Annotated in this window: 21 protein-coding genes and 1 pseudogene; 7 read left to right on the top strand and 15 right to left on the bottom strand. The window is 72.4% G+C overall.

Annotated elements, in window-relative coordinates; genetic code table 11:
- The 6 genes from ACLF5H_RS03815 to ACLF5H_RS03790 form a co-directional block, all read right to left on the bottom strand.
- Window positions 1–954 carry an ABC transporter substrate-binding protein gene (locus ACLF5H_RS03815; RefSeq protein ID WP_421674762.1) on the bottom strand — a complete coding sequence of 318 codons (954 nt, stop codon included), beginning with the start codon at window positions 952–954 and terminating at the stop codon, window positions 1–3.
- Between the two features lie 7 nt (window positions 955–961).
- Window positions 962–2,890, bottom strand: coding sequence for an ABC transporter permease (locus ACLF5H_RS03810; protein ID WP_421674653.1), 1,929 nt, complete (start codon window positions 2,888–2,890; stop codon window positions 962–964).
- Window positions 2,890–4,008 carry a quaternary amine ABC transporter ATP-binding protein gene (locus tag ACLF5H_RS03805; RefSeq protein ID WP_421674652.1) on the bottom strand — a complete coding sequence of 373 codons (1,119 nt, stop codon included), beginning with the start codon at window positions 4,006–4,008 and terminating at the stop codon, window positions 2,890–2,892. The genes ACLF5H_RS03810 and ACLF5H_RS03805 overlap by 1 nt, the downstream gene beginning before the upstream one ends.
- A complete protein-coding gene (locus tag ACLF5H_RS03800; protein WP_421674651.1) occupies window positions 4,005–5,543 on the bottom strand; it encodes a GMC family oxidoreductase in 1,539 nt (512 codons plus the stop codon). The genes ACLF5H_RS03805 and ACLF5H_RS03800 overlap by 4 nt, the downstream gene beginning before the upstream one ends.
- Before the next feature lie 69 nt (window positions 5,544–5,612).
- Window positions 5,613–7,133 carry an aldehyde dehydrogenase family protein gene (locus tag ACLF5H_RS03795; RefSeq protein WP_421674650.1) on the bottom strand — a complete coding sequence of 507 codons (1,521 nt, stop codon included), beginning with the start codon at window positions 7,131–7,133 and terminating at the stop codon, window positions 5,613–5,615.
- Window positions 7,134–7,293: 160 nt separating this feature from the next.
- The gene (locus ACLF5H_RS03790; RefSeq protein ID WP_421674649.1) at window positions 7,294–8,262 is read right to left on the bottom strand and encodes a LysR family transcriptional regulator; all 969 of its coding nucleotides are present in this window, start codon (window positions 8,260–8,262) and stop codon (window positions 7,294–7,296) included.
- A 94-nt stretch (window positions 8,263–8,356) separates the two neighbouring features.
- Here ACLF5H_RS03790 and ACLF5H_RS03785 point away from each other — a divergent pair, with 94 nt between their 5' ends.
- Window positions 8,357–9,664, top strand: a complete 1,308-nt coding sequence (locus ACLF5H_RS03785) for an MFS transporter (RefSeq protein ID WP_421674648.1) — start codon at window positions 8,357–8,359, stop codon at window positions 9,662–9,664.
- A gap of 70 nt (window positions 9,665–9,734) precedes the next feature.
- Here ACLF5H_RS03785 and ACLF5H_RS03780 read toward each other — a convergent pair whose 3' ends face one another.
- The 4 genes from ACLF5H_RS03780 to ACLF5H_RS03765 form a co-directional block, all read right to left on the bottom strand.
- On the bottom strand, window positions 9,735–10,724 hold the full coding sequence (locus ACLF5H_RS03780; RefSeq protein WP_421674647.1) for a malate dehydrogenase: 990 nt from the start codon (window positions 10,722–10,724) through the stop codon (window positions 9,735–9,737).
- Between the two features lie 306 nt (window positions 10,725–11,030).
- The gene (locus ACLF5H_RS03775; protein WP_421674646.1) at window positions 11,031–12,215 is read right to left on the bottom strand and encodes a DUF2690 domain-containing protein; all 1,185 of its coding nucleotides are present in this window, start codon (window positions 12,213–12,215) and stop codon (window positions 11,031–11,033) included.
- 186 nt (window positions 12,216–12,401) lie between these two features.
- The gene (locus ACLF5H_RS03770; protein WP_421674645.1) at window positions 12,402–12,872 is read right to left on the bottom strand and encodes a DUF3017 domain-containing protein; all 471 of its coding nucleotides are present in this window, start codon (window positions 12,870–12,872) and stop codon (window positions 12,402–12,404) included.
- The gene (locus ACLF5H_RS03765; RefSeq protein ID WP_421674644.1) at window positions 12,862–13,716 is read right to left on the bottom strand and encodes a bifunctional methylenetetrahydrofolate dehydrogenase/methenyltetrahydrofolate cyclohydrolase; all 855 of its coding nucleotides are present in this window, start codon (window positions 13,714–13,716) and stop codon (window positions 12,862–12,864) included. Before ACLF5H_RS03765 ends, ACLF5H_RS03770 begins: the two co-directional genes overlap by 11 nt.
- A 277-nt stretch (window positions 13,717–13,993) precedes the next feature.
- On the opposite strand from ACLF5H_RS03765, the gene ACLF5H_RS03760 reads away from it, so the two are divergent.
- From ACLF5H_RS03760 to ACLF5H_RS03745, 4 genes and pseudogenes are all read left to right on the top strand, one after another.
- Window positions 13,994–14,518 carry a hypothetical protein gene (locus tag ACLF5H_RS03760; RefSeq protein WP_421674643.1) on the top strand — a complete coding sequence of 175 codons (525 nt, stop codon included), beginning with the start codon at window positions 13,994–13,996 and terminating at the stop codon, window positions 14,516–14,518.
- Between the two features lie 147 nt (window positions 14,519–14,665).
- A complete protein-coding gene (locus ACLF5H_RS03755; protein ID WP_421674642.1) occupies window positions 14,666–15,463 on the top strand; it encodes an FHA domain-containing protein in 798 nt (265 codons plus the stop codon).
- A pseudogene (locus tag ACLF5H_RS03750) lies at window positions 15,460–17,006 on the top strand (serine/threonine protein kinase). Before ACLF5H_RS03755 ends, ACLF5H_RS03750 begins: the two are co-directional and overlap by 4 nt.
- Window positions 17,007–17,100: 94 nt before the next feature.
- Window positions 17,101–17,571: a hypothetical protein gene (locus tag ACLF5H_RS03745; RefSeq protein ID WP_421674641.1), complete on the top strand. Its 471-nt coding sequence runs from the start codon at window positions 17,101–17,103 to the stop codon at window positions 17,569–17,571.
- Window positions 17,572–17,689: 118 nt separating this feature from the next.
- Here ACLF5H_RS03745 and purH read toward each other — a convergent pair whose 3' ends face one another.
- Both purH and purN read right to left on the bottom strand, forming a co-directional pair.
- Window positions 17,690–19,252, bottom strand: a complete 1,563-nt coding sequence (gene purH / locus ACLF5H_RS03740; RefSeq protein ID WP_421674640.1) for a bifunctional phosphoribosylaminoimidazolecarboxamide formyltransferase/IMP cyclohydrolase — start codon at window positions 19,250–19,252, stop codon at window positions 17,690–17,692.
- Window positions 19,249–19,878: a phosphoribosylglycinamide formyltransferase gene (purN, locus tag ACLF5H_RS03735; protein WP_421674639.1), complete on the bottom strand. Its 630-nt coding sequence runs from the start codon at window positions 19,876–19,878 to the stop codon at window positions 19,249–19,251. The genes purH and purN overlap by 4 nt, the downstream gene beginning before the upstream one ends.
- A gap of 281 nt (window positions 19,879–20,159) precedes the next feature.
- On the opposite strand from purN, the gene ACLF5H_RS03730 reads away from it, so the two are divergent.
- Entirely contained in the window at window positions 20,160–21,062 is a 903-nt protein-coding gene (locus ACLF5H_RS03730; protein WP_421674638.1) for a hypothetical protein, read from the top strand.
- Between the two features lie 21 nt (window positions 21,063–21,083).
- Here the strand turns inward: ACLF5H_RS03730 and ACLF5H_RS03725 are convergent, their stop codons facing one another.
- A complete protein-coding gene (locus ACLF5H_RS03725; RefSeq protein ID WP_421674761.1) occupies window positions 21,084–22,790 on the bottom strand; it encodes a DUF6350 family protein in 1,707 nt (568 codons plus the stop codon).
- A 113-nt stretch (window positions 22,791–22,903) separates the two neighbouring features.
- Between ACLF5H_RS03725 and ACLF5H_RS03720 the strand changes: the two genes are divergently transcribed.
- Complete coding sequence (locus ACLF5H_RS03720; RefSeq protein WP_421674637.1) at window positions 22,904–23,956, top strand: sigma factor-like helix-turn-helix DNA-binding protein; 1,053 nt, start codon at window positions 22,904–22,906, stop codon at window positions 23,954–23,956.
- 105 nt (window positions 23,957–24,061) lie between these two features.
- Here the strand turns inward: ACLF5H_RS03720 and sucD are convergent, their stop codons facing one another.
- A complete protein-coding gene (sucD, locus tag ACLF5H_RS03715) occupies window positions 24,062–24,946 on the bottom strand; it encodes a succinate--CoA ligase subunit alpha (RefSeq protein ID WP_421674636.1) in 885 nt (294 codons plus the stop codon).
- Window positions 24,947–24,973: 27 nt separating this feature from the next.
- Entirely contained in the window at window positions 24,974–26,152 is a 1,179-nt protein-coding gene (gene sucC / locus ACLF5H_RS03710; RefSeq protein WP_086811745.1) for an ADP-forming succinate--CoA ligase subunit beta, read from the bottom strand.
- Between the last annotated feature and the right edge of the window lie 320 nt (window positions 26,153–26,472).

Raw genomic sequence — 26,472 nt, 5'->3', positions numbered from 1 at the left:
TCAGGACAGCCACTGCTTCCAGACGGAGGGGTGGCTGTCCACCCACTTCTTCGCCGCCGCGTCCGGGGACAGCTTGTCCTGGGCGATCAGCAGGGAGACCTCGTTCTGGTCGTCGGTGGTCCAGCGGAACTTCTTCAGGAAGTCGGCCGCCTTGCCGCCCGACCTGGCGAAGTCCGCGTTGAGGTACTTCTGGAGCGGGGTGCGCGGGTAGGCGCAGGCGATCTTCGCCGCGTCCGCGTCGCAGCCGTCCTTGTACGGCGGCAGCTTCACCTCCGTCATCGGGACCTTCTTGAACAGCCACTGCGGTGAGTACCAGTACGTCAGGAAGGGCTTCTTCTCCTTGGCGAACTGCTTCATCTGGGTGATCTGCGCGGCCTCGGAACCGGCGAAGACGACCTGGTAGTCCAGCTTCAGGTTCTTCACCAGGGCCTTGTCATTGGTGACATAGGACGGTGAGCCGTCCATCAGCTGGCCCCTGCCGCCGCTCTCCGCCGTGCGGAAGAGGGAGGCGTACTTGTTCAGGTTGTGCCAGTCGGTGATGTCGGGGTGCTGCTTGACGAGGTACGTCGGCACGAACCAGCCGATGTGACCGGTCACCCCGAGATCCCCGGCGCGGGCGATCGTCTTCTTGTCGTCGACGTAGCGCTTCTCCTGGTCGGGGTGGCCCCAGTCCTCCAGGATGGCGTCGACCCGGCCCTGGCTCAGCGCGTCCCACGCGGGCACCTCGTCCACCTGCACGGTGTCGACGCGGTAGCCCAGCTTGTGCTCCAGCAGGTACTGGGCGACGGCCACATTGGACTCGGCGCCCACCCAGGACTGCACGGACAGCGTGACGCTCTTGCCGCCGCCGGTGTGCGCGAACGGGCTGGCCTGCTTGGTCATGTCGGCGGCGCCGCAGCCGGTGGTCAGCCCCAGCACGGCGAGCGCGACGGGGATCGTCGTGCGCAGTCGGATCCGCATGTCAGGCTCCCTTCCCCGGGCGGCGTTCGGTCGGCTGGGTCACCCGGTCCAGCATCAGGCCCAGGCAGACGATGGCGGCACCGGCCACCAGACCGGTCGCCAGGTCGCCCTGGGCGAGACCGAAGGCGACGTTGTAGCCGAGGGCGCCGCCGCCGACCAGACCGCCGATGATGACGACGGCGAGGACCAGGACCACGCCCTGGTTGACGGCGAGCAGCAACGCGCGGCGGGCGAGGGGAAGTTGGACCTGCCACAGCTGCTGGCGCCCGGTCGCGCCGAGCGAGCGCGCCGACTCCAGGGCGGCCGGGTCGACCTGCCGCAGGCCCTGCGCGGTGATGCGGACGACGGCGGGCAGCGCGTAGACGACGGCCGCGGCGACCGCGGGGGCGCGGCCGACGCCGAACAGGGCGACGACCGGGATCAGGTACACGAACTGCGGCATCGTCTGGAAGACGTCCAGGACCGGGCGCAGCGCGCGCTCGACGCGGTCGCTGCGGGCGGCGGCGATGCCGGTGGCGAAGCCGAGCACCAGGGTGACGGCGACGGCGGCCAGTACCTGGGAGAGGGTGTCGAGGGCGGGCTCCCACACGCCGAGCACGCCGATCGCGGCCAGGGCGAGCACGGCGGTCAGTGCGGTGCGCCAGGTGCCGATCAGCCAGGCGAGGGCGGCGACGATCAGCAGCAGCGACCACCAGGGCAGCCCCTGGAGTCCGTCGCGGATCGGGTCCAGGACCCAGGTGGTGAAGTGGGCCGCCCAGTCGGCGGTGCCGCCGATGACCGGGACGCCGGAGTAGAGGTGGCCGGTCATCCAGTCGACGGCGCGGTTGACCGGGGCGGCGATCTGCACGCTCCAGCCGGTCGGCCAGTCGAGGGCGCCGAGGAGGCGGGCGGCGAGGGCGGCGGCCGCGGTGACGGCGAGGGCGTACGGCCAGCCGATCGTCCGGGATCCCTTCGCGCCGTCGGCGCCGGCCGCGCCGGTCACCCGGTCCAGGACCACGGCGAGCAGCACGATCGGGATGCCGGCGGCGAGGGCCTGGCCGACGTCGACGGTGGACAGGGCCTGGTAGACGCGGTCACCGAGGCCGCCGGCGCCGATGACGGAGGCGATGACGGCCATGGAGAGGGCCATCATGATCGTCTGGTTGAGGCCCAGCAGCAGTTCCTTGCGGGCCAGCGGGATGCGGGCGGTCAGCAGCCGCTGGCGGCGGGTGGCACCGAGCGACTCCACGGCCTCCAGGACCTCGGGGTCGGCGCCGCGCAGGCCGAGCGCGGTGAGGCGGGCCATGGGCGGGGCGGCGTAGACGACGGTGGCGAGGACGGCCGCGGGGACGCCGATGCCGAAGACCAGGACGACGGGGAGGAGGTAGGCGAAGGCCGGGAGGACCTGCATGGTGTCCAGGACCGGGCGCAGGGCGCGGTCGAGGCGCGCGGACAGTCCCCCGGCGAGGCCGAGGGCGGTGCCGACGAGCACCGAGGCGAGGACGGCGGCGACCATCAGCGCGAGGGTCTGCATCGTCGGTTCCCACATGCCGAGCGCGCCGCAGGCGAGGAAGGCTGCGGCGGTCCCGGCGGCGAGGCGGGGGCCCGCCACCCGCCAGGCGACGAGGGCGCCGAGCGCGGTGACGCCCGGCCAGCCGAGGGCGAGGAGGGCGACGTAGACCGCGCGGACGGCGAGGACGACGGCGTCGCTGATGTAGCCGAAGAAGTAGAGGAAGAGGGGGTGGGTGTCGCGGTTGTCGATGATCCAGTCGCTGGCGCTGGTCAGCGGCTGGGTGAGGCTGACCGTGAGGTGGTGCGGCCAGGCGCGGCCGTGCAGCAGCGGGAGCAGGACGGCCGTGATCAGGGCGAGCAGGAGGAGCTTGCCGACGGCTCTGTTGCGCAGGACGGCGGGGGTCCTGGTGCGCAGGGCGGGGACGGTGAGGGTAGCCATCAGACGGCCTCCGGGGTGGCGCGGGGGCCCGTGGCCGGGGCGACGGGCACACCGGCCACCACGCCCAGCAGCTGCTCGTGGTCGACCACGCCCAGGCACTTGCCGTCGTCCATGACACGGGCCGGAGTGCCGGTGCGGGCGACGGCCTCGATGGCCTCCGAGACCGTGGCGTCCGGCGTGAGCGCGGGGCCTTCGGCGCTCTCCACCACGGACGCGGGGCGCATGGCCGTACGGGCGGTCAGCACCTGCTCGCGCGGCACGTCCCGGACGAACTCGCGGACGTAGTCGTCGGCCGGGGAGCCGACGATCTCCTCGGGGGTGCCGAGCTGGACGACCTGGCCGTCGCGCATCAGGGCGATGCGGTCGCCGAGCTTGAGGGCCTCGCTGAGGTCATGGGTGATGAAGACCATCGTGCGGCCCTCCTCCTCGTGGAGGCGGGCGACCTCGTCCTGCATGTCGCGGCGGATGAGGGGGTCGAGGGCGCTGAACGGCTCGTCGAAGAGCAGCACTTCGGGGTCGACGGCGAGCGCGCGGGCGAGGCCGACGCGCTGGCGCTGGCCGCCGGAGAGCTGGCCGGGGCGGCGGTGCTCCATGCCGTCGAGGCCGACCTTGGCGACGATCTCGGCGGCGCGCTCGCGGCGCTCGGACCTGCCGACGCCCTGGATCTCCAGGCCGTAGGCGACGTTGTCGAGCACGGTGCGGTGCGGGAGCAGGCCGAAGTGCTGGAAGACCATCGCGGCGCGGTGCCGGCGCAGTTCGCGCAGCCGGGACCTGTCCATGGCGCGGACGTCCTCGCCGTCGATGGCGATGGTGCCCGCGGTCGGCTCGATCAGCCGGGTCAGACAGCGCACAAGGGTGGACTTGCCGGAGCCGGACAGGCCCATCACCACGAAGACCTCGCCCTTGCGGACGTCGAAGGAGACATCGCGGACGGCGGCGGTGCAGCCGGTGCGGGCGCGCAGCTCGGCGGCGTCGAGGGCGCCGAGTTCGGGGTCGGCGGGGACGCGCTCGGGCTTGGGGCCGAAGACTTTCCACAGGCCGGAGACCGAGAAGACGGGTGCGTCGCCCCCGGCGGTGGGGGGCTTGCGGGTGGGGACGGTGGGAGTGGTGGTGCTCATCGGCGATCGCCTCCGATCAGATCGACGGCCTTCTCCCCGACCATCAGCACCCCGATCATGGGGTTGACGGCGGGAACGGTCGGGAAGACGGACGCGTCCGCGATGCGAATGCCGTCGAGACCACGGATCTTCAACTCCGGGTCGACCACGGCGAGTTCGTCGTCGGCCGCGCCCATCCGGCAGGTGCCGGCGGGGTGGTAGACGGTGTGGTGGGCCTTGCGCAGCAGCTCGCTGAGCTGTTCGTCGTCGGTGACCTCGGGGCCGGGGAAGACCTCCCGCTTCAGCCAGCCCGCGAACGGCTCGGTCCGGGCGATCTCGCGGGCTATCTTCACGCCGTCGACGAGGGTCCGCGCGTCGTAGCCGTCCTCGTCGGTGAAGTACCGGAAGTCGAGGGCGGGCTTGGCCTCCGGGTCGGCGCTGGTGAGGTAGAGGCGGCCGCGGGCGCGGGACTTGGGGATGTTCGGGGTCATCGACACGCCGTGCTCGGGGCGTTCGTAGCCGAGGCGCTCGGGGTTGTCGGTGAAGGGAATCTGGTAGAAGTGGAACATCAGGTCGGGGGCGTCCAGCGACGCGTCCCGGCGCACGAACAGCGCGGCGTCGGAGTCCATCGCCGAGTTCTCCGGCAGCGGCCGGTTGGTCTCCCAGACGATCACCGACTCGGGGTGGTCCTGGAGGTTCTCGCCGACGCCCGGCAGATCGTGCGCGACCGGGATGCCCAGCGCTTCGAGGTCCCGCTTCGGGCCGATGCCGGAGAGCAGCAGCAGGCGCGGGGAGTCGACGGCTCCGGCGCAGACGACGACCTCCTGACGGGCGCTGATCAGCCGCTCGGCGCCGTCCTTGGTGCGGACGTGGACGCCGGTGGCGCGCTTGCCGTCCAGCTCCAGCCGGTACGCCCAGGTCTCCAGCAGCAGCGTGAGGTTGGGGCGGTCACCGGCCTCGATGTGCGGGTGGAGGTAGGCGACGGAGGCGGAGGAGCGCTTGTTGTCCTCCGGGTGGTAGGCGAGGTCGAGGAAGCCGACGCCCTCGTGGAACGGCTTGTCGTTGAAGCCGATCACCTCGGGGACGCCGATCGCGGTCTTCGTCGCGTCGATCCAGTCCTTGGCGATGGCGTTCTGGTCCTTGTCGGCGACGCGCACGATGTTGTTGCGCAGCCGGGCGAAGTACGCCTCCATCGGCACCGCGCCCCAGCCCTTGGCGCCGCCCTGCTCCCACTCGTCCCAGTCGGAGGGCAGCGGCTTGAAGGAGATCAGGGTGTTGTGCGAGGAGCAGCCGCCGAGGACCTTGGCGCGGCTGTGCAGGATGTGGGAATTGCCGTTTGGCTGCTCGACGGTGGTGTACTCGTAGTCGAGATCACCGCCGAGCAGGCCCAGCCAGCGGCGCAGGGTGAGGACGTCCTCGCGGTCGATGTCGCTGGGGCCGCCCTCGATGACGGCGACGGTGACATCGGGGTCCTCGGTGAGGCGGGAGGCGATGACCGAGCCCGCGGTGCCGCCGCCGATGACGACGTAGTCGTAGACGTGGGGGGTGTGGGACATGGAGTGCCGCTCCAGGGGGTGTCGAGAGGTCTCGGGGCCCGAACCAGGGCTTTTCCGAACGGAGTTGACTCAGCCGGAGAACCAGCGCACCGGCTTCGGCGCGAGGTTCTGGTAGACGTGCTTGGTCTCCCGGTACTCGGCGAGTCCGGCGGGGCCCAGCTCGCGGCCGGTGCCGCTCTTGCCGAAGCCGCCCCACTCCGCCTGCGGCAGGTAGGGGTGGAAGTCGTTGATCCAGACGGTGCCGTGACGCAGCCGGGCCGCGACGCGCCGGGCCCTGCCGGGGTCGGTGGTCCACACGGCACCGGCGAGGCCGTACTCGGTGTCGTTGGCGAGGCGGACGGCCTCGTCCTCGGTGGTGAAGGTCTCGACGGTGAGGACGGGTCCGAAGACCTCCTCGCGGACGACCTTCATCTCGCGGTGGCAGCCGTCGAGGACGGTCGGCTCGTAGTAGTAGCCGGACTCGGGCCGCTCGGGGGCGGGTTCGGGCCGCTTGCCGCCGCAGCGCAGGACGGCGCCCTCGGCGAGCGCGGAGGCGACGTACGCCTCGGTCCTCGCGCGCTGCTGCGCGGAGACGAGCGGGCCGACCTCGACGCCGTCCGCGGTGCCGCGGCCGATCCTGATCCGCTGGGCGCGGCGGGCGAGTTCGGCGACGAAGCGGTCGCGCACCGACTCCTCGACGATGAGCCGGCCACCGGCCGAGCAGACCTGGCCGCTGTGGATGAAGGCCGCGTTCAGCGCCTGGTCGACGGCGGTGTCGAAGCCCTCCTCGGTGGCGCAGGCGTCGGCGAAGACCACGTTGGGGTTCTTGCCGCCGAGTTCGAGGGCGACCTTCTTCACGCTCGGCGCGGCTGCCTGGGCGACCTTGGTGCCGCTGACCAGTCCGCCGGTGAAGGAGACCAGATCGACGTCGGGGTGCTCGGCGAACCGGGCGCCGACGGTGTGGCCGGGGCCGGTGACGATGTTGGCGACGCCCGCGGGCAGTCCGGCCTCCACCAGCAGCTCGATCAGCGCGACGGTGGTCATCGGGGTGATCTCGCTGGGCTTGATCACGAAGGTGTTGCCGGCCGCGAGCGCCGGGGCGATCTTCCAACTGGCCTGGAGCAGCGGGTAGTTCCAGGGGGTGATCAGGGCGCAGACGCCGACCGGCTCATGTACGACGACGCTGTGGATGTCGGGCGACCCGGCGTCCACGACGCGGCCGGGGGCCTCAGCGGCCACCAGGTCGGCGAAGTAGCGGAAGGCGTCGGCGACACAGTCGATGTCGACCCGGCCCTCTTCCACGGTCTTGCCCGCGTCCTGGGCCTCTAGACGGCCGAGCGCTTCGCGATCGCGTACGAGGAGATCGGCGACGCGGCGCAGCAGGGCGGCGCGCTCGGCGACGGGGGTGGTCGGCCAGGGGCCGTGGTCGAACGCCTGCCGGGCCGCGGCCACGGCGCGCTCGGCGTCCTTCTCGTCCCCCTCCGCGACCACGGCGAACGGCCGGGCGTCCGCGGGGTCGAGGATCTCCCGGGTCGCCCCGGAGACCGCCGTCAGCCACTCGCCTCCCGCGTGGATGGTCGCCTGGGTCTGTCGTGCCGTGCTGTCCGCCATGATCGGTGTTGCCTTCCGTTACTGTTCGATGCCCCCGTGTCACGCGAAGGGCCGGCTCAGGGACCGTGGCCCCCTGCCCCCGACCTCCGTTTGCATGCGGAATCAGTCACCAAAAGTGCGCGGCGTCACTAAAAAGACGGCGGAAAACAGACAGAAACGGTTATCCGGGGCGCTGCGTTCGGTCCATGGGACCGGTACAGCCCGTGGCGGTGGGACCGGCGCCCTGTTCCATCAGCTCGCGGACCCGGGCGCGCAGCCAGGCGTGGGCCGGGTCGGCGTCGTGGCGGGGGTGCCAGGCGAAGCCGACCGGGGCGGCGGGGAGCCGCAGCGGGACCTCGAAGACGGTCAGCCCGAGGGGTTCGGCGAGCGGGCGGGCCCAGGGGCTGATCAGGCCGATGAGATCGGTCTCGCGCAGCACGAACAGCGACGCCGGGTAGGTGCCGACGCTGGCCACCACCCGTCTGCTCAACCCCAGCTCGGCCAGCGCGTCGTCGACCGGTCCGCGCAGCCGGCCGCGCCGGGACACGATGAGGTGACCGGCCGCCGAGGCGAACCGCTCGGGGGTCAACTCGCCGTCCAGCAAAGGGTGTCCGGACCGTACGACGCCGAGCATGCGGTCCTCGTAGACCGTCTCCTGACGCACCTCGGGGGCGGTGGTGTCGATCACCCCGATCTCCAGGTCCGCGGTGCCCTGGCGCAGGAACGGGCCGTCGATGTGGCTCTCGGACAAAAAGCGCAGCCGGATGCCGGGGGCCTCGCGCGCGGCGCGGGCGAGGAGGGCGGCGCCATGGGTGGCGACGATCGCGTCATGGCCGAGGATCGTGAAGGTACGGCTGACCGTGCCCAGGTCGGTGTCCCGGCCGGGCGCGAACAGGGCGCGGGCCCGCTCCACCACGGCACTGACCTCGGCGCGCACGGCCAGGGCGTGCGGGGTCGGCACCAGCTGCCGGCCGGCCCGCACCAGGACGGGATCGCCGAGCGCCTTGCGGATGCGGCCGAGGGTGCGGCTCATGGCCGGCTCGGACAGATGCAGTCGGCGCGCGGCGCCCCGCACGCTCTGCTCCTCCAGGAGCACGTCCAGCGCGACCAGCAGATTCAGGTCGAGGCTCGTGGATTGCGTCATGCGCATTCATTCCTTGCATAAGTTGCACTGGAGTGCAGGTCGGAGAGGAGCCTACGGTGAACGCGCATCCCCTTTCACCGTCCAGCTCCCAGGAGGAGCCGTGCCCTCGCACGCCCTGAAACGCCCCGCCCTGCTCGCCCTGTGCGCCTGTGTCCTGGTCGCGCAGAGCATGGTGGCGGCGATCAACCTGCTGATACCGCAGCTGAGTTCGTCCGCGCTGCGTCCCTCGGGCGCCGAGATCCTGTGGACGGTCGACGCCTATGTCATCGTCTTCGCCGGACTGCTGATCCCCGCCGGGGCCCTCGGGGACCGGCACGGGCGCAAGGGCGCGCTGCTCGCCGGGCTCACGCTGTTCGCGGCGGGCGCCGCGACCAGTGCGCTGGCGGGGGCGCCGCTCGTGCTGATCGTGGGCCGGGGGCTGTCCGGCGCGATGGCCGCGTGGACGCTGTCGATCGGCCTCGGCGGGGCCGCGGGCAATCTCGGCGGCGGGCTCGCGGGTCAGTTCCTCGGCTGGCGGGCGCTGTTCTGGGCCATGGTGCCGCTCGCGGCGCTGCTGATCGCGGTGGTGGCACGCGTCGTCCCGCGCACGGAGCGGTCGGCGTCGGGCCACACCGATCCGCTCGGCGCTTCGCTGCTGATCGCGGGGCTTGTGGCCGTGCTGTTCGGGATCATCGAGGGGCCGTCGTACGGCTGGCTGTCGGCCCGGATCGCCGGTGCGTTCGGTGCGGGGGCGGTGCTGGTGGCGGCGTTCACGGTGCACGCGCTGCGCGCCCGGGGTCCGCTGTTCGACCCGCGGGTCTTCGCCTCGCCCCGGCTGCGGGCGGCGTCCCTCGGCACGGCGACCGGGTTCTTCGGCCTCTTCTCCCTGTTCTTCGTCAACTCGCAGTATCTGCAAGAGGTCAAGGGGTACGGTCCCGCCGTCACCGGGGTGGCGATCATGCCGCTGGTGATCGGGATGGCGGGCGCGCAGATCCTGGCCAAGCGCTGGTCCGACCACCCCCGCACCCTCGTCGGCACCGGGCTCGCGCTCATCGGTCTCGGTCTGCTCGGCGCGTCCACGGCGTCCGGATCCACCCCGTACGGGCTCTTCGTCTGCTGGCTACTGGTCATCTCCACCGGCGCGGGCCTGTCCATGCCGCCGCTCACCCTGGGCGTCGTCACCTCCCTCCCCCCGCACCAGGCGGGCCTGGGCTCGGGCCTCGGCACCACGGCCCGCGAAACGGGCGCGGCCCTCGGCGTCGCCGTGACCGGCACGGTCCTCTCGGGCCATGCCGACCTGCTCCAGGGAATGGGACCGGCGCTGCGGGCGGTGGGGGTGGCGGTACTGGTGGCTACGGGGGTGGTGGTGAGGGGGTACGGCAGGCGCGAGACGTTGACCGCACGACCGGCACCGGCGGCAACCCCCTAGGGGCACACGGCACATACACGCGGGCCCCGCACCGGAGGATTCCGGTGCGGGGCCCGCGTGAGAACTACCGTCAGATCAGGCCGAGCGCGCGCACCGCCTCGCGCTCCTCCGAGAGCTCCTTGACGGACGCGTCGATGCGGGCGCGGGAGAACTCGTTGATCTCCAGACCCTGCACGATCTCGTACGCGCCGTCCTTCGTGGTGACGGGGAAGGAGGAGATCAGGCCCTCCGGCACACCGTACGAACCGTCGGACGGGATGCCCATGGACGTCCAGTTGCCCTCGGCCGTGCCGTTGACCCAGGTGTGCACGTGGTCGATCGCGGCGTTCGCGGCGGACGCGGCGGAGGACGCGCCACGCGCCTCGATGATCGCCGCGCCGCGCTTGGCGACGGTCGGGATGAAGTCCTCGGCCAGCCACTTCTCGTCGGCCACGACCTCCGCCGCGTTCTTGCCGCCGACCGTCGCGTGGAAGATGTCCGGGTACTGCGTGGCGGAGTGGTTGCCCCAGATCGTCAGCCGCTTGATGTCGGCGACGGTCGAGCCCGTCTTCTTCGCCAGCTGCGTCAGCGCCCGGTTGTGGTCCAGACGGGTCATCGCGGTGAACCGCTCGGCCGGTACGTCCGGCGCCGCCGCCTGCGCGATCAGCGCGTTCGTGTTGGCCGGGTTGCCGACGACCAGGACCTTGATGTCGTCCGCGGCGTGGTCGTTGATGGCCTTGCCCTGCGGCTTGAAGATGCCGCCGTTGGCCTCCAGCAGGTCACCGCGCTCCATGCCCTTGGTGCGCGGGCGGGCGCCGACCAGCAGGGCCACGTTGGCGCCGTCGAAGGCGACGTTCGGGTCGTCGGAGATGTCGATGCCCTGGAGCAGCGGGAAGGCGCAGTCGTCCAGCTCCATGGCCGTACCCTCGGCGGCCTTGAGCGCCGGGGTGATCTCCAGGAGGCGCAGGCGGACCGGCACGTCCGCGCCGAGCAGCTGGCCGGAGGCGATGCGGAAGAGCAGGGCGTAACCGATCTGGCCGGCCGCGCCGGTGACGGTGACGTTCACGGGAGTGCGGGTCATGGCGTTCTCCGTATGACAGCTGGCGGTGGGGCGTCCCTGCCCCGGGCGGATGATCGATCTCTTGGCATCAAGAGAGATCCAGCGGTCAGGCTATCGCGCATCCGGCATGCGAGACGTACGGGGCCCTGTGGCTCACCCCACAGAAGATCACGGGGTACGAAAAAGGCGGCCGTCCGTCCGGAGAGGGTGGACGGAAACGGCCGCCGGTGGGGGTACCGGCGTACCGGTCTCCCGTGGGGGGTATCCGTTCGCGTGCCCAGGATCCGCGCGGCCATGCCTGCCGATCCCGAATTCATTCGTTCGGCTTCACCGCGTGCACCCCGTGCGGCCCGACGCGAGCGTGGCGCACGCCGTCGCCCGGGCCGGATCCGGCACGGCGATCATCGGGGTGTAGGCGATGGTGTCGCCCGCCTCGGTGGCCTCCCCTGACTCGCGGACCTTGCCCCGCGCCGCGGTGACCTGGACCTTGTCGCCGGGCACCGCGCCGGTGATACGGCCCCACGCGGTGCCGCAGACCTTGCTGTAGCGGACCTCCAGGATGGTGGTGCCGAGGGTGACGGTCTGGGCGGTGGTCACCTGGTCGCCGCTGCACCCCATCGTCTCGGCGTCCTTGCCCGCACAGTCCGAGCCGGAGCACTCCACCCCGGGCGGGGGGCTCGCCTTCGGACTCGCGCTCCGTGCGGGCTTCCCGGACCCGGCCGCGTGCCTGCCGCCGCCGTGGGACCCGGTGAAGTGGAAGACGCCGAGGATGATCAGCAGCACCGTGACGAACCCGCCGAGGAACATCAGCACCGGCTGCCGGTACCCGGGCTTGGCGTCGGGGCCGGGCTCGGGGTCGGGGGCTGAGCCGGGGGCGGGGGCGGGGGGCTGTACGGGGGCGGAACCCTGAGGTCCCTGAGGTCCCGGTCCCTGAGGTCTCTGAGGCCCCTGAGGCCCCTGAGGGTTCTCGGGGCCCTGAAGACTCTGTGGACTCTGCGACTCCGGCTCATCGGGGACCCGCACCGGCTCCGGCCACGCCCCCGGCCGCCCGGTCGCCCGCGAGGGACCCTGGTACCCGGCCAGCCCCCACGAGTTACCGCCGGACGAGTCCGCCGCCGTACCCCCGCGCCGCGCCGCCTCCGCCGCCGTCGGCTGAGCGGGAATCCTCGGGACGCCGAGCGACCCGCCCTCGGTCCCGCTCACGGCCCGGTCTCCCGGCGCCGCGTGCTCGTGCCCCAACTCCGCCCGGCTCCACGCCCGTTCGGCCAGCTCCCACATCGTGATGATCGGCACCGGGCTGGTCCCCGCCGCCTCGGCCAGCGCGACGGCGGCGCCCTTGGGGGCGAGACGTCGTCCGGCGAGGTAGTCCTCCCAGGACGCCCTGCCGTAGCCCGTGCGGTCGGCCAGGGCCGCGCCGCCGAGCCCGCCGAGGTCCACGAGCCACCGCAGCTGACTGACGAACTCCTTGATCTCCGGGTCGAGTTCGCTCGGCAAGGTCTGCCAACGAGACATCGTCTCCCCCCTCATCCCCAATTCCGTACCGGACGGTCACCGTTCAGCGGAACGGTCACTTCCGTGCCACAGCGCGAAGACAGCTGTTGATCAGGTCCTCGGCCACGAGCCAGGGTGTGTCGGGCGGCGGTTCGTCCCTCATCGGGGGTGGGGACGAACCGCCGTACCACCGGCCCTACTTGGTCATCATTTGGTCATCGTGAAGTGCAGCGTGTTGCTCAGGAACGGGATCTCCAGCAGGGGATGCGGCTGGGCCATCAGGGCCAGCAGGACGATCGCCAGACCGAGGACGCCGTAGGTGCTGATGTCGGTGAAGCGGGAGCGGACCGCGAGCATGCCGACGCCGGGCAGCATCCAGCGCAGCACCGCGCCGGCCAGCAGCGCGGCGCCGATCAGCAGGGTGCCGACCCGGAACGCGTCGAACGCGGTCAGCAGCAGGCCGAGCCCGACCGTGCCGAGCACCACCAGCAGGGGCCACTGCCGGGCGGGCGCGGGCGCGCCGCCGGACGCGGCCCGGCCACCGCCCTCCGGCCGTGCGGTGTCCCGCGTGAACAACGGGAAGCGGCGGGTGACCCGCCGCGGGCGCCCCTCGGCGTCGGGGGCGCTGATCGCGTCACGGACGGTCTCCGCACCGTCCCGCGTGTCCTCAGCCGGCACTGCGCTCCGCCGCCTCGACCACGTTGACCAGCAGCTGGGCCCGGGTCATCGGACCGACACCGCCGGGGTTGGGGGAGATAAAACCGGCCACCTCGGTCACGTCCGGGTGGACGTCACCGACGATCTTGCCCTCGGCGTTGCGGGAGACGCCCACGTCCAGGACGGCCGCGCCCGGCTTGATGTCCTCGGCGCGGATCAGGTGCGGGGAGCCGGCCGCCGCGACGACGATGTCGGCCCGCTTGAGGTGGGCGGACAGATCGCGGGTGCCGGTGTGGCACTGGGTCACGGTGGCGTTCTCGCTGCGGCGGGTGAGCAGCAGCGGCATCGGGCGTCCGATGGTGACGCCCCGGCCGACGACCACGACCTCGGCGCCCTTGATCTCCACGCCGTAGCGGCGCAGCAGGGTGAGGATGCCGTTGGGGGTGCAGGGCAGCGGGGCGGGCTCGTTGAGGACCAGGCGCCCGAGGTTCATCGGGTGCAGGCCGTCCGCGTCCTTGGCCGGGTCCATCAGCTCCAGGATGCGGTTCTCGTCGATGCCCTTGGGCAGCGGCAGCTGGACGATGTAGCCGGTGCAGGCCGGGTCCTCGTTCAGCTCGCGAACGACCGCCTCGATCTCCTCCTGGCCGGCCGTGGCCGGCAGCTCCCGCTGGATGGAGGCGAGGCCCACCTCGGCGCAGTCGCGGTGCTTGCCCGCGACGTACTTGCGGCTGCCGGGGTCGTCCCCGACCAGGATCGTGCCGAGGCCGGGCGTGACGCCCTTCTCCTTCAGCGCCGCCACGCGGGCGGTCAGATCGGACTTGATCGCGGCTGCGGTGGCCTTGCCATCGAGAATCTGGGCGGTCATACCCCCATCCTCCAGGATGACCGCCCCCGGGTTCCAATCCGGGGCCGTATCCGGGTCCCGACCAGGGTCCGGGCACATGTCCGGGTGATCACCGATGTTGCACTTGCACAACACCCGGGGATTACGGCTGGACAAGTCAGTATCCGGTCAAGAACCATGAACAGCACAGTGCAGCGGGCAGCTCATCGGGGGGATGGACCGCATCTGTAGAAACTCTCCTCCGTGCAGTGCCGCGCCTCGTCCCCGCACTCGCTCGAACAACGGAGGAACACCAGCCATGAGCTACGGCGACCCGAACAACCCCTACGGCGCTCCCCAGGGACAGCCGCAGCAGCCCGGGTACGGCTACCCCGCCGCGCCGCCGGTCCAGCAGTCGTACGGCGCCGCCCCGATGACCACCATGCCGGGCAAGGTCAACGCGGCCCGCGTGATGCTGTGGGTGATCGTCGCCCTCCAGGTCATCGGCGTGGGTCTCTTCGCCTTCTTCGCCGTGGCCGTCAACAAGGCCAAGAACGACAACTCCGTGCCGGGCGTCGCCGACTACCCGGTGGGCGTGCTGTGGGCCTTCGTGGTGCTCGCGCTCGCCTGGCTGGTGTGGGCGATCGTGCTGGCCACGAAGTTCTCCTCCGGCGGCAACAACCTGCGGGTCACGACGCTGGTGTTCGGCATCCTGACCGCGGTGCTCGGCGTCTACCCGTTCCTCGTCGTCGTGGGCATCTTCCACATCGTGCTGGGCATCCTGATCGCCTGCTTCGTCGGCGGTGCCGACGGCAAGGCCTGGTTCGGCCGCCCGCGCTACTGAGCCGCCCGCGTCACCGCGCCGCCCGCGCGAAAAGGAACACTTCGCGCCATTCGGCATCCGGGGCCGTGTCTCACCCTTGAAGGGGGGACACGGCCCCGCTGCGTCGCCCTACTCTGGGAACAGCCGTCAGGCACGGGGAGACGCACCTTGTACAGCATCATCGTCGTACCTCCGCCGACCACGGAGGACCGGCAGCAGCACGGTCAGATCCGCCTCGCCCCCGGCGAGCGCCTCCGCTTCGGGCGGGCGCCCGGGAACGATCTGCCGATCCCGCACGAGGGGGTCTCGCGCCGGGCCGGTGAACTCGGCGCCCAGGGCGCGTTCTGGACGCTGAGCAATCTGTCCGCGCACCAGACGTACGTCGTGGAGAACCCGGAGGGCGCGGGCGAGCACATCAAGGTCGGGCCGGGCAGGCTCGACGCGCCGGTGCCCTTCGAGTTCTCCCGGATCGTGCTGCCCGCGGGCGGCGACCTGCTCGCCGTCGAGGTGTGGGCGCCGCGCCACGACTATCTGCGCGACGGCTGCGGGACCGACGGCGACACCACCGCCCCGGCCTTCTCCGTCGACCGCACCAAGCGCTACTTCGCCGTGCTGGCCGCCCTGTGCGAGCCCCGGCTGCGCGGTGATCCGCACGCCCCGCCGCCCACCGTCGACCAGGTCGTGGCCCGGCTGGCGCCCCGCTGGCCGGCCGCCTCGCGCACCTCGGTGCAGTGGAACATCGACTACCTCGCGGTGAAGCTGCGGCTCAAACCCGGCCCGGACACGGCGGATCCGGGCCCGCGGCTGAACGGCAAGAAGGAGTCCCTGGTCTCGCTGGCGCTCCGCTTCGACCTGGTGCGCGAGGACGACCTGATCGTGCTGGCGGGCACCGGACCGAGGACCGGCCCCGGACCGGGGTCCGGCACCGGGTCCGGATCCGGTGCCGCGGGCCGGACCGCCCGGTGACCGAGCCGTACGCCGTCCCGGTGCCCAGGGGTTACCGGGTCGGCGACTGGGAGGTCCGCCGGCCGCTCGCGACGGGCGCCTTCGGGAGCGTGTACGCCGCCCGGCGGACCGGCGGGCCGGACGCCCGGCTCCCCCGCGGCGCCGCCCTGAAGTTCCTCCCCACCGGCACCGGCACCCCCCGTCACCTCGCCCATCTGCGCGAACTGGTCGAGCGCGAGGTCGCGTTGTTACGACGGCTGCGGCAGCCGCGGCTGATCCGGATGTACGAGACCCTCGTCGTCGACGACCCCGGGTGCCCCGAACTCGACGGCGCCACCGTCCTCGTACTGGAACGCGCGGAGGGCTCCCTGTCCGCGCTGCTCGCCGCCGCGCCCCGGCCGGCCGCCGGGCCCGCGCTGCTGGTCCATGTCGCCGAAGGACTCGGCCAGTTGCACCGGGCGGGCTGGGTGCACGGCGATCTCAAACCGGCCAACGTGCTGCTGATGGCGGACGGTTCGGCGCGGCTCGCCGACTTCAACATGGCCGCCGAGCTGGAGGGCACCCATGGCTACACGCCCGCCTTCTCCACCCCCGACTACACCCCGCCCGAGCTGCTGTGGGCGGAGATCGGCGAACGCGGCCGCCCGATCCGCCCGTCGGCCGACATCTGGGCCTTCGGCGTGCTCGCCCACCTCCTGCTCACCGGCTCCTTCCCGCTGCCCGGCGGCACCCCCGCGGCCCGCCGGGACGCCGCCGTCGCCTATGCGCGCGGCACCGAGGAACTGCGGCTGTCGGCCGAACTCCCGGACGCCTGGCGGGAGATCGTCCGGGACTGCCTGGCCCGTACGCACGCCGACCGGATCGGCACCGGGGCGCTGCTGCGCCGGGTCACGGCCGCCGCGGGCACCGGCCGGCCACCCCGGCCGCCCCGCCTCACGGCACCGGCCGGCCACCCCGGCCGCCCCGCCTCACGCGCTCCGGCCGCCGCCGTACGGCCGTCCTGGCCCTCGGGGCCGCCGCACTCGCCGCACTCGCCGGGTACGGCCTCGACCACCGGCACTCCGGCGACGACGGCAAGGCCCTGGCCCGTTACGGCGCCGCCGAACTGCGCACCGACCGGGGCGTTCCGGTGCGCTACCGGCGGCTGATCGTGGACGCCGCCCACGGCTGCCCCCGCCCGGACGTCAGCCCGGCGCTGATCGCGGCCATGCTGAGGGCCGAGAGCGGTTTCGACGCGGACCTCGCCGACCCGGGCACCCAGGAGTACGGCATCGCCCGCTGGACCCCGGCCGTGCTGCGCTGGTGGATGCGGGACGACGGCATCCCCGCCGCCGCGACCCCCACGCCCCCGCTGACCCCGGCGGTGTCCATCCCGGCGATGGGCCGCTATCTGTGCTTCATCGACGCCCACTTGAAGGCGGACCTGCCCGGTGACCGGCGGCTGCTGGACGCGGCCGCGTACCGGACGTCGTACAAGAAGGTCGAGGCCGCGGGCGGGATCCCGGCGGCGTACCGCGCGTACTGCGCGGAGGTCGCCCGCGGGCTCGCACAGTACACACCCTGAGACGTCCGAGGTACCGGCCCCGGGGCCCGGCTGGGACGGTGGAACCACTCCGCCACGGCGGAGCGACCACCTCGCTCGTTCACATGGGGGAACAGTGAATATCGCCAAGCCCGCCGCGCTGCTCGTCGCGGCCACCGCCCTGCTCGCCGGCTCCACGGCCGCGGCCACCGCCGCCGCCCCGGACGGCACCCGGGTCACCGCCGTCGAGCGCGTCGCCGACCAGGTGCTGCCGGGCCACCCGGCCGCGCTGAAGGTGACGCGGGACCAGGTCCGCTACGACGGCCTCACGCTCACGAAGGCCCCGCGGGGCAGGCTCGCCGCGAAGGACCTGGACTGCGCGTACGGCCACCTCTGCATGGTCGTCAAGGGCACGAAGTTCGACTTCTACAAGTGCCAGACCTGGACGGTGAACAACTGGACCGGTGACGGCCCGTTCACCAACAACCAGACGCCCGGCACGGTCGCCCGGTTCTTCAACCAGGACGGCAGCGTCCGCTGGACCTCGACCGCGTACCAGGCCGGCACCGCCACCTGGAATCCGATCTTCTCCCTGCGTCCCTGCTGACCCGGCATACGGCGCGGCGGCCTCCGGTCCCCTCGGGGGAGGGCCGGAGGCCGCCGTACGCGTGCCCGCTCAGCGCGACGCGACTCAGACGCGGCTCAGACGCGGCTCAGACGCGGGCTCAGTGGAAGAAGTGGCGCGTGCCCGTGAAGTACATGGTCACGCCCGCCTTCTGGGCCGCCTCGACGGCCAGCTCGTCACGGACGGAGCCGCCGGGCTGGACGATCGCGCGGACACCGGCGTCGATCAGGATCTGCGGGCCGTCGGGGAAGGGGAAGAAGGCGTCGGAGGCCGCGTAGGAGCCCCGGGCGCGCTCCTCGCCGGCCCGCTCGACCGCGAGCTTGCAGGAGTCGACGCGGTTGACCTGGCCCATGCCGACACCGACCGAGGCGCCGTCCTTGGCGAGCAGGATCGCGTTGGACTTCACCGCGCGGCACGCCTTCCAGGCGAACGCGAGGTCCTTCAGCTCCTCGGCGGACAGCGCCTCGCCGCTGGCCAGCGTCCAGTCGGCGGGGTCGTCGCCCTCGGCCTGGAGCCGGTCGGCGACCTGGAGCAGCAGACCGCCGTCGACCGGCTTGGCCTCGACCGCGCCCGCGGGCCCGCCCTGGGCCCTCAGCACGCGGATGTTCTTCTTCTTGGTGAGGGCCTCCAGGGCCCCCTCCTCGTAGTCCGGGGCGACGATGACCTCGGTGAAGATCTCCGCGACCTGCTCGGCCATCTCCTTGCTGACCGGCCGGTTCACGGCGATGACGCCGCCGAACGCGGACAGCGGGTCGCAGGCGTGCGCCTTGCGGTGCGCCTCGGCGACGTCCGCGCCGACCGCGATGCCGCAGGGGTTGGCGTGCTTGATGATCGCGACGCAGGGCTCGGCGTGGTCGTACGCGGCACGGCGCGCGGCGTCCGTGTCCGTGTAGTTGTTGTACGACATCTCCTTGCCGTGCAGCTGCTCCGCCTCGGCCAGGCCGCCGGTGCCGTCGACGTACAGCGCGGCGCCCTGGTGCGGGTTCTCGCCGTAGCGCAGGGTGTTCTTGCGCTCGTAGGTGGCGGCGGTGAAGTCCGGGAAGGCCGAGTCGTCCACGGGCGCGTAGTCGGCGGCGAACCAGGAGGCGACGGCCACGTCGTAGGCGGCGGTGTGCTTGAACGCCTCGGCGGCCAGCCGCTTGCGGGCGGCCAGGTCGAAGCCGCCGTCCTTGACGGCCGCGAGGACGTCCGCGTACCGGTCGGGGCTGGTGACCACGGCGACCGAGGGGTGGTTCTTGGCGGCGGCGCGGACCATCGAGGGGCCGCCGATGTCGATCTGCTCCACGCACTCGTCGGCCGAGGCGCCGGAGGCGACGGTCTCGCGGAACGGGTAGAGGTTCACCACGACCAGGTCGAACGGCGCCACGCCCAGCTCGTCGAGCTGCGCGCGGTGGCTCTCCAGGCGCAGGTCGGCGAGGATGCCCGCGTGCACCTTCGGGTGCAGGGTCTTGACCCGGCCGTCCAGGCACTCGGGGAAGCCGGTCAGCTCCTCGACCTTGGTGACCGGGACCCCGGCGGCGGCGATGCGGGAGGCAGTGGAACCGGTCGACACCAGCTCGACACCGGCCTCGTGCAGCCCGCGCGCCAGCTCTTCCAGGCCGGTCTTGTCGTAGACGCTGACGAGCGCCCTGCGAAGGGGCCGCTTGTTGCTCTCGGCGGTCACTGGATAACTACCTTTCGTCCCTCAATGCGATGGCCGTTGCGGGCGAGCCGCCCCACGACCTCGACGAGCAGCCTTCGCTCGACTTCCTTGATGCGCTCGTGCAGCGCGCTCTCGTCGTCCTCGTCCCGGATCTCCACCACGCCCTGCGCGATGATCGGCCCGGTGTCGACGCCGTCGTCGACGAAGTGGACGGTGCAGCCGGTGACCCGGGCGCCGTACGCGAGCGCGTCGCGGACCCCGTGGGCGCCGGGAAAACTGGGCAGCAGGGCCGGGTGGGTGTTGACGAACCGCCCGCCGAAGCGCGCGAGGAACTCCTTGCCCACGATCTTCATGAACCCCGCGGAGATCACGAGGTCGGGCTCGTACGCCGCGACCGCCGCGGCGAGGGCGGCGTCCCACTCCTCGCGGCTCGCGTGGTCCTTCACCCGGCACACGAAGGTCGGCAGCCCGGCGCGCTCGGCGCGGGCGAGCCCCTCGATGCCGTCGCGGTCGGCCCCGACGGCGACGATCCGCGCGCCGTACGCCTCGGCTCCGGCGCTCTCGATCTCGTCAAGGAGCGCCTGGAGGTTGGTGCCGGATCCGGAGACCAGCACGACGAGGCGCTTGGCCACGGGGTTGGCGGCCACGGTGGAGCCCTTTCTCAAGAAACGGTCTGTACCGTCGGCTGTTTGTACATTCGTACGAATGCTTCGCGCCCCGGGATACGGGGAAGTCTACGAAGCGGCCGACCGCCAGCAACGATACCGGCACCGCGGACGGCCCCCACGGGACGGGTGCGTGGCCGGGAGGTAGCGTTCGCAGGGAATCGACAGGAGCAGCCCCGGGAACGCGGTCGTCGTGCGGCACGTTGACGGGGTGGAAGCTCACGACGACCAGCCGTGTTGATCTAGGGGAAGACGCTCTTTTGATGCCCGTCCGCAGCCTGCGACTCCTCACGTTCCCGCCAGCACCGGCCCAGGGAGGGGAGCGCGACGGAGTGCTGCTGCGCGAGCGGCCTTCGACGCCGCCCGACGCCCCGCGGGGCGGTTCCGGTGGATCCAGCGGGTCCGGCGGCTCCGGCGCGGGGCAGAACGGCGACCCCGGGCGGGACGGCCGCGGGGACGAGGGCGGACGGCAGCAGGACAATCCGTTCGCGCCGCCGCCGGAAGGCACACCGGACCGGCCGTGGCAGCCGCGGCACCCGGGCGGCTCCTCCGGTTCTTCCGGTCCTTCCGGTTCTCCCGGTTCCGGTGGGGGTCAGGGTGATCACGGCGGTCAGGGCGGTCAGGGCGGCGGCGCGTGGGGCAGCCAGTGGAGCGACCGGCAGCCCGGCCGGTCCTCGGGCGGCTTCGGCGAGCGTCCCGGCGCGGGTCCCCAGGGGCCTGGCGGACAGGGCGGCGGCGGCCGGGGCGGCCCGGGCTCGGGTATGCGCTGGGACCCCACCGACCCGGTCCAGCGCCGGGCGCGCTACGCGCTGCTGTCCGGGATGTGGGCCATCTTCTTCGCGCTGTTCAGCTGGCCGTACGTGTCGCTGCTGCTGGGCGCCCTCGCGCTGTACTGGGGCATCAGCACCCTGCGCGCCCAGCCCCGCGCCGCCGACCCGGACAAGCCGGCCCCGGCCCCCGGCCGCCCCCAGACGACGGCGGCCGTCGGCGGGCTGGTCACGGCGTCCCTGGCCCTGGTGCTCGTCGCCTCCACCTTCACCGTCCAGTTCGTCTACCGCGACTACTTCACATGTGTGGACGACGCGCTCACGCACGAGGCCAAGCAGTCGTGCCAGACGCTGCTGCCGGAGCAGCTGAGGGGCGTCCTCGGGGCGGGGAACGAGTAGCGAACGGAACAAAAGGCGAGGTCAGGGGGTTCCGGGGGTTCCGGGGGTTTCCTTGGGCGGGGCGGTCTCCGTGGGTTCGGCGGCTGCCGCGGGTTCGGCTTCCGTGGTTTCCGGTTCGGCTTTCGTGGTTTCCGTGGTGGGAGCCTCGGCGGGGAGCCCGACGCGGAGTTCCGCCGGGGGCTCGGCCGGGAGGATGTCGTAGGCGTCCTCGTCGGGGCGGCTGTCCTCGCGCCTGGCCTTGTCCTCGGCGCGCTTGGCCTTGCCGTCGGCTTTCGCCGAGTCCTTCGGCTTCCCGGTGTCTTTCGGCTTCCCGGAGCCCTTCGGCTTCCCTGAGTCCTTGGGCCTCCCTGAGTCCTTCGGCTTCCCTGAATCCTTGGGCTGCTGCCCGCCCGCCGGTTTCTCCGAATCCGTCGCCGCCCTCAGGGCCCCCGCGCCCCGCATCCGCCACGCCCGTGCGACGAGGGCCGTCGGCATGCCGAGCAGCGCGGTCCAGGCGCCCGCCGCCGGACCGGTCCGCCACCACAGGGGGCCGAAGCGGGAGAGCGCGCCGACGCCCAGCGGACCGCCGGAGAAGGTGGCGAGCAGGGCCAGCAGCAGGGTGCAGACCAGGGCCGTCAGCAGGGTCACGCCGGTGGTACGGGCCGCCGACCAGCGCACCCGGGGCGGCTCCCCGTGCCCCCGGCGTCGTACCGCCGCGCGGGCCACGAACCATCCGGCCACGATCCCGGCCGCCACCGGCAGCAGCGCGGCCGCCCAGTTCAGCCGGGTGCCGGGGCCCGCGTCCGGGACCGCCGCGAGCAGCGGGAACGGCGGCAGCAGCGGGGCCGGGTCGGAGGCCAGCGGATGCACCGGGTGCCCGGCGCCGAGGACGAAGCCGGGGCCGAGGGCGTAGGACGCGGCCCACACGGAGGCGTTGGGGACCAGCGCCATGCCGAGCAGCAGCACCGCGAACCGTCCCGTCCACCCCTCCGTCAGCTGGAGGAACGACGCCCGCGCCACGTCCCCGTGCCACACGGTCGAGGCGGCGACGAGCAGCGCCCCGCCGCCGACCAGCACGGCGGTCGACGCCCCGGCGGCCCGTACGGCCGTGTCCACCCGGGCCCGCGCGTCCGCGCCGAACACCACCCGCCGTACCGGACCCGGCACCGCCTTCAGCGCGACCAGCAGCGGCTCGGGCGGGCAGCCGTGCGCCGACCAGACCCCGGCGCCCGCCCCGGCCGCCGCGACCAGGGGCAGGGACACCGCCAACCAGCCCCAGGAGGGCCTCAGTTCACCGCCGGAGCAGTACAACGCGGTGGCAGTGCCGACCGCGAGATAGCCGAGGACCACACCGAGCCAGGCCGTGCGTGCGGGTACCGGGGGCGGTCCGTCGGGCTCGGCGGAGGCGTCCGTGGCGTACCGGCCCGCCCGGTACAGCAGCCACGCGGGCAGCGTGAGCAGCAGCAACGGGGTGACGCCCACCGGGAGGGGCGCGCCCGAGAGGGTGTCGGTGCGGACCAGTTCGACGCCGTGCGCCAGCAGCCACAGCGCGGCGGCGATGTGCAGCGCGCCGCCCGGCCCGCTGTCGGGGTACGGCGAGCTGATCCACAGGCCGAGGACCAGCACGGTGAGCGCGCCGAGGCCGAGTCCGGCCGCGACCACGCCGTTCAGCAGGCTCGCGGACAGGCCGGGCGAGCGGTCGCGCAGCCGGGTGGACAGAGGGGTGAGCGACGGTCGGCGCGCGGTCATCTGGGTCACCCGGCCATGGTGCCAACGACACGCGCTTTCCCGGCGTAACAGGTGAAGCACCGTAGTGTCGCTCAATATATGTTTATGTCACTTATCGTACGAAAGGGTGCACGGTGAGCACGCAGATCTCCGCAAGCCCGTTGCCACCGCCGAAGGAACGCCGACGCCTGCGCCAGTCCCGCTCCCTGACCCGGGCTCAGCTGGCCAGACGCCTCGGCGTGGCCCGCACCACGGTGCGCGCGTGGGAGTCGGGGCGCCGGACGCCGGCCGGTGCCGAGGGGCGGGCGTACACCGAGTTCCTCGGCGCGTTCGCCCCGCCGAGGGGCCCTGACGAACCGTCCGCCGATCCGAGCCCCGGCAAACCCGAGCCGCTGACGCCCGCTCAGGCCTTCGACGCGCTCTACGCCTTCTGCGCCCCGGCCCTCGTACGCCAGACCTATCTGCTGTGCGGGCGCCGCGAACTGGCCCGGGAGGCGGTGGAGCGCGCCTTCCAGCTGGCCTGGCAGCGCTGGCCCGAGGTGGCCAGGGACCGGGAGCCGGCCGGGTGGGTCAGGGCGGTGGCGTACGACTGCGCGCTCTCGCCCTGGCACCGGTTCCGCCCCTGCTACCGGCACCCGGAGCCGCCCCCGGCCGACCCGGCGGACCGGGACCTGCTGGGCGCGCTGCTCAAGCTGCCGCCGTCGTACCGGCGCACGCTCGTGCTGTACGACGGGGTCGGCCTCGACCTCCCGGAGACGGCGGCGGAGACGGAGGCGAGCACACCGGCGGCGGCGAACCGGCTGACGCACGCGCGGGAGGCGATGGCCGCGCGGGTCCCCGAGCTGGCGGACACGGCGCTGCTGCACCGCCGGCTGACGGAACTGTCCTCCCGCGAACGGCTGCGCGCGTCCCGCCCCCCGACGGTCCGCACGCTCGGCGAACGCCGCAACGTCTTCTGGACCCGGGCGGCGATCGCCTTCACGGTGACGATCATCGGCGCGACGACGCTCACGCTGCGGACGGCGCCGACCCACTACGAAGCCCCGATCGCCCCCGCCCAGGCCGTGCGGGGCGTGCCCCGCGCGGTCCCGATGGGCCCCCTGTCCCGTGCCGAACTGGCCCTGCGCACCAAGCTCCGCAAGGAGGCGTCGGCGGGCCCCGAACGCATCGCACCGACACCGCGGTGACCCGCGGGACCCACCCGCGGGACGAGCGAAGACGCCGGTAGGCCCGCCCCGGAAACGGGACGGGCCTACCGGCGTCAGGTCAGAGGCTCAGCTCTGCCGAAAAGGTCACGCGCCCAGGATCTCGCGGGCGAGCTTGGCCGTCTCGGTCGGGGTCTTGCCGACCTTGACGCCCGCGGCCTCCAGGGCCTCCTTCTTCGCCTGCGCGGTGCCGGAGGAACCGGAGACGATCGCGCCGGCGTGACCCATGGTCTTGCCCTCCGGCGCGGTGAAGCCCGCGACGTAGCCGACGACCGGCTTCGTCACGTTCTCCTTGATGAACGCGGCGGCACGCTCCTCGGCGTCGCCACCGATCTCACCGATCATCACGATGAGCTCGGTCTCGGGGTCGTCCTGGAACGCCGCGAGCGCGTCGATGTGCGTGGTGCCGATGATCGGGTCGCCACCGATGCCGACGGCGGTCGAGAAGCCGATGTCACGCAGCTCGTACATCATCTGGTACGTCAGCGTGCCGGACTTCGAGACCAGACCGATGCGGCCCGGCTTGGTGATGTCGCCCGGGATGATGCCGACGTTCGACTGACCCGGGGTGATGATGCCGGGGCAGTTCGGGCCGATGATCCGGGTCTTGTTGCCCTTCTTGCCGGCGTACGCCCAGAACGACGCCGAGTCGTGCACGGCGATGCCCTCGGTGATCACGACGGCCAGCTCGATCTCGGCGTCGATGGCCTCGACGACGGCGTCCTTCGTGAACTTCTCCGGTACGAAGATGACGGAGACGTTGGCGCCGGTCTTCTCGATGGCCTCCTTGACGGTGCCGAAGACGGGTACCTCGGTGCCGTCGAAGTCCACGGTCTGACCCGCCTTGCGCGGGTTCACGCCGCCCACGACGTTCGTGCCGTCACCGAGCATGAGCTTGGTGTGCTTCATGCCGGTGGCGCCGGTCATGCCCTGGACGATGACCTTGCTGTCCTTGTTGAGCCAGATAGCCATGGTGTGTCGGTGTCCTCGTCCTCGTGCTTACTTGGCGGCGGCCAGCTCGGCGGCCTTGGCGGCCGCGCCGTCCATGGTGTCGACGCGCTGCACCAGCGGGTGGTTGGCGTCCGTGAGGATCTTCCGGCCCAGCTCGGCGTTGTTGCCGTCGAGGCGGACGACGAGCGGCTTCTCGACCTTCTCGCCGCGGTCCTCCAGCAGCTTCAGGGCCTGCACGATGCCGTTGGCGACCTCGTCACAGGCGGTGATGCCGCCGAAGACGTTCACGAAGACGGACTTGACGTCCGGGTCGCCCAGGATGATCTCCAGGCCGTTCGCCATCACCTGGGCGGAGGCGCCGCCACCGATGTCCAGGAAGTTGGCGGGCTTCACGCCACCGTGGTTCTCACCGGCGTACGCGACGACGTCCAGGGTGCTCATGACGAGACCCGCGCCGTTGCCGATGATGCCGACCTCACCGTCGAGCTTGACGTAGTTGAGGTTCTTCTCCTTGGCGGCGGCCTCCAGCGGGTTGGCCGCGGCCTTGTCGTGCAGCGCCTCGAAGTCCGGGTGACGGAACTCGGCGTTGTCGTCCAGGGAGACCTTGCCGTCCAGGGCGATGACCTCACCCGAGGCGACCTTGGCCAGCGGGTTGACCTCGACCAGGAGGGCGTCCTCCTTGATGAAGGTGTCCCACAGCTTGACCAGGACATTGGCGACCTGGTCGGCGACCTCGGCCGGGAACTTGGCGGCCGCGACGATCTCGCGGGCCTTCTCCGGGGTCACGCCGTCGATCGCGTCGATCGGCGTCTTGGCGACGGCCTCGGGGCGGGTGGCCGCCACCTCCTCGATCTCCATACCGCCCTCGACGGAGGCGATGGAGAGGAAGGTGCGGTTCGCACGGTCGAGGAGGAAGGAGACGTAGTACTCCTCGACGATCTCCGGGGCGGTCTCGGCGATCATCACCTTGTGGACCGTGTGGCCCTTGATGTCCATGCCGAGGATGTCCGTCGCACGCGCGACGGCCTCGTCCGCGGAGGCGGCCAGCTTGACGCCGCCGGCCTTGCCACGACCACCGACCTTCACCTGCGCCTTGACGACGGACTTGCCGCCCAGACGCTCGGTGATCTCGCGCGCCGCCTCAGGCGTGTCGATGACTTCACCGGCCAGCACCGGTACATCGTGCTTGGCGAAGAGGTCCCTCGCCTGGTACTCGAACAGGTCCACGCGCTTCCGTCCCTATCAGTGATCTCGCGGTTCGTTGGATGCGTGGGCGTGCCGCGAAGGGCAACGTGACGTCCGCTTGTCACTAGGGGGGCGCACACGGTGTCCGAGCGCGCGGCATGTCCGTCTCGCAGGTTATCGCCGGTTGCGGGGGGTCCCTAAATCGAGGGTCACACGCGAGCGGTGATACCTGTCACATGATGCCGGGTTCGCTGGCACGCCGTGCCGCACCACCTTCACCCTACCGTCGGGTACGAGGCCTCACCGGGCTGGGGTTGACCCGGTGAGGCCCCCGGACGACCCCGATGGCGCCGGGGCCGGAA

The organism is Streptomyces sp. LaBMicrA B280 (assembly GCF_049222185.1).
GTDB classification, from domain to species: domain Bacteria; phylum Actinomycetota; class Actinomycetes; order Streptomycetales; family Streptomycetaceae; genus Streptomyces; species Streptomyces murinus.
Note: the sequence above shows the minus strand (reverse complement) of the source record. Positions and strands in the feature narration are given on the sequence as shown.

Coding starts and splice junctions, on each gene's coding strand:
- ACLF5H_RS03810 (WP_421674653.1), bottom strand. CDS start 2,890: ATGGCTACCCTCACCGTCCCCGCCCTGCGCACCAGGACCCCCGCCGTC.
- ACLF5H_RS03795 (WP_421674650.1), bottom strand. CDS start 7,133: ATGGCGGACAGCACGGCACGACAGACCCAGGCGACCATCCACGCGGGA.
- ACLF5H_RS03800 (WP_421674651.1), bottom strand. CDS start 5,543: ATGTCCCACACCCCCCACGTCTACGACTACGTCGTCATCGGCGGCGGC.
- ACLF5H_RS03780 (WP_421674647.1), bottom strand. CDS start 10,724: ATGACCCGCACTCCCGTGAACGTCACCGTCACCGGCGCGGCCGGCCAG.
- ACLF5H_RS03775 (WP_421674646.1), bottom strand. CDS start 12,215: ATGTCTCGTTGGCAGACCTTGCCGAGCGAACTCGACCCGGAGATCAAG.
- sucD (WP_421674636.1), bottom strand. CDS start 24,946: ATGGCTATCTGGCTCAACAAGGACAGCAAGGTCATCGTCCAGGGCATG.
- ACLF5H_RS03790 (WP_421674649.1), bottom strand. CDS start 8,262: ATGCGCATGACGCAATCCACGAGCCTCGACCTGAATCTGCTGGTCGCG.
- ACLF5H_RS03725 (WP_421674761.1), bottom strand. CDS start 22,790: ATGACCGCGCGCCGACCGTCGCTCACCCCTCTGTCCACCCGGCTGCGC.
- ACLF5H_RS03760 (WP_421674643.1), top strand. CDS start 13,994: ATGAGCTACGGCGACCCGAACAACCCCTACGGCGCTCCCCAGGGACAG.
- ACLF5H_RS03730 (WP_421674638.1), top strand. CDS start 20,160: ATGCCCGTCCGCAGCCTGCGACTCCTCACGTTCCCGCCAGCACCGGCC.
- ACLF5H_RS03805 (WP_421674652.1), bottom strand. CDS start 4,008: ATGAGCACCACCACTCCCACCGTCCCCACCCGCAAGCCCCCCACCGCC.
- ACLF5H_RS03765 (WP_421674644.1), bottom strand. CDS start 13,716: ATGACCGCCCAGATTCTCGATGGCAAGGCCACCGCAGCCGCGATCAAG.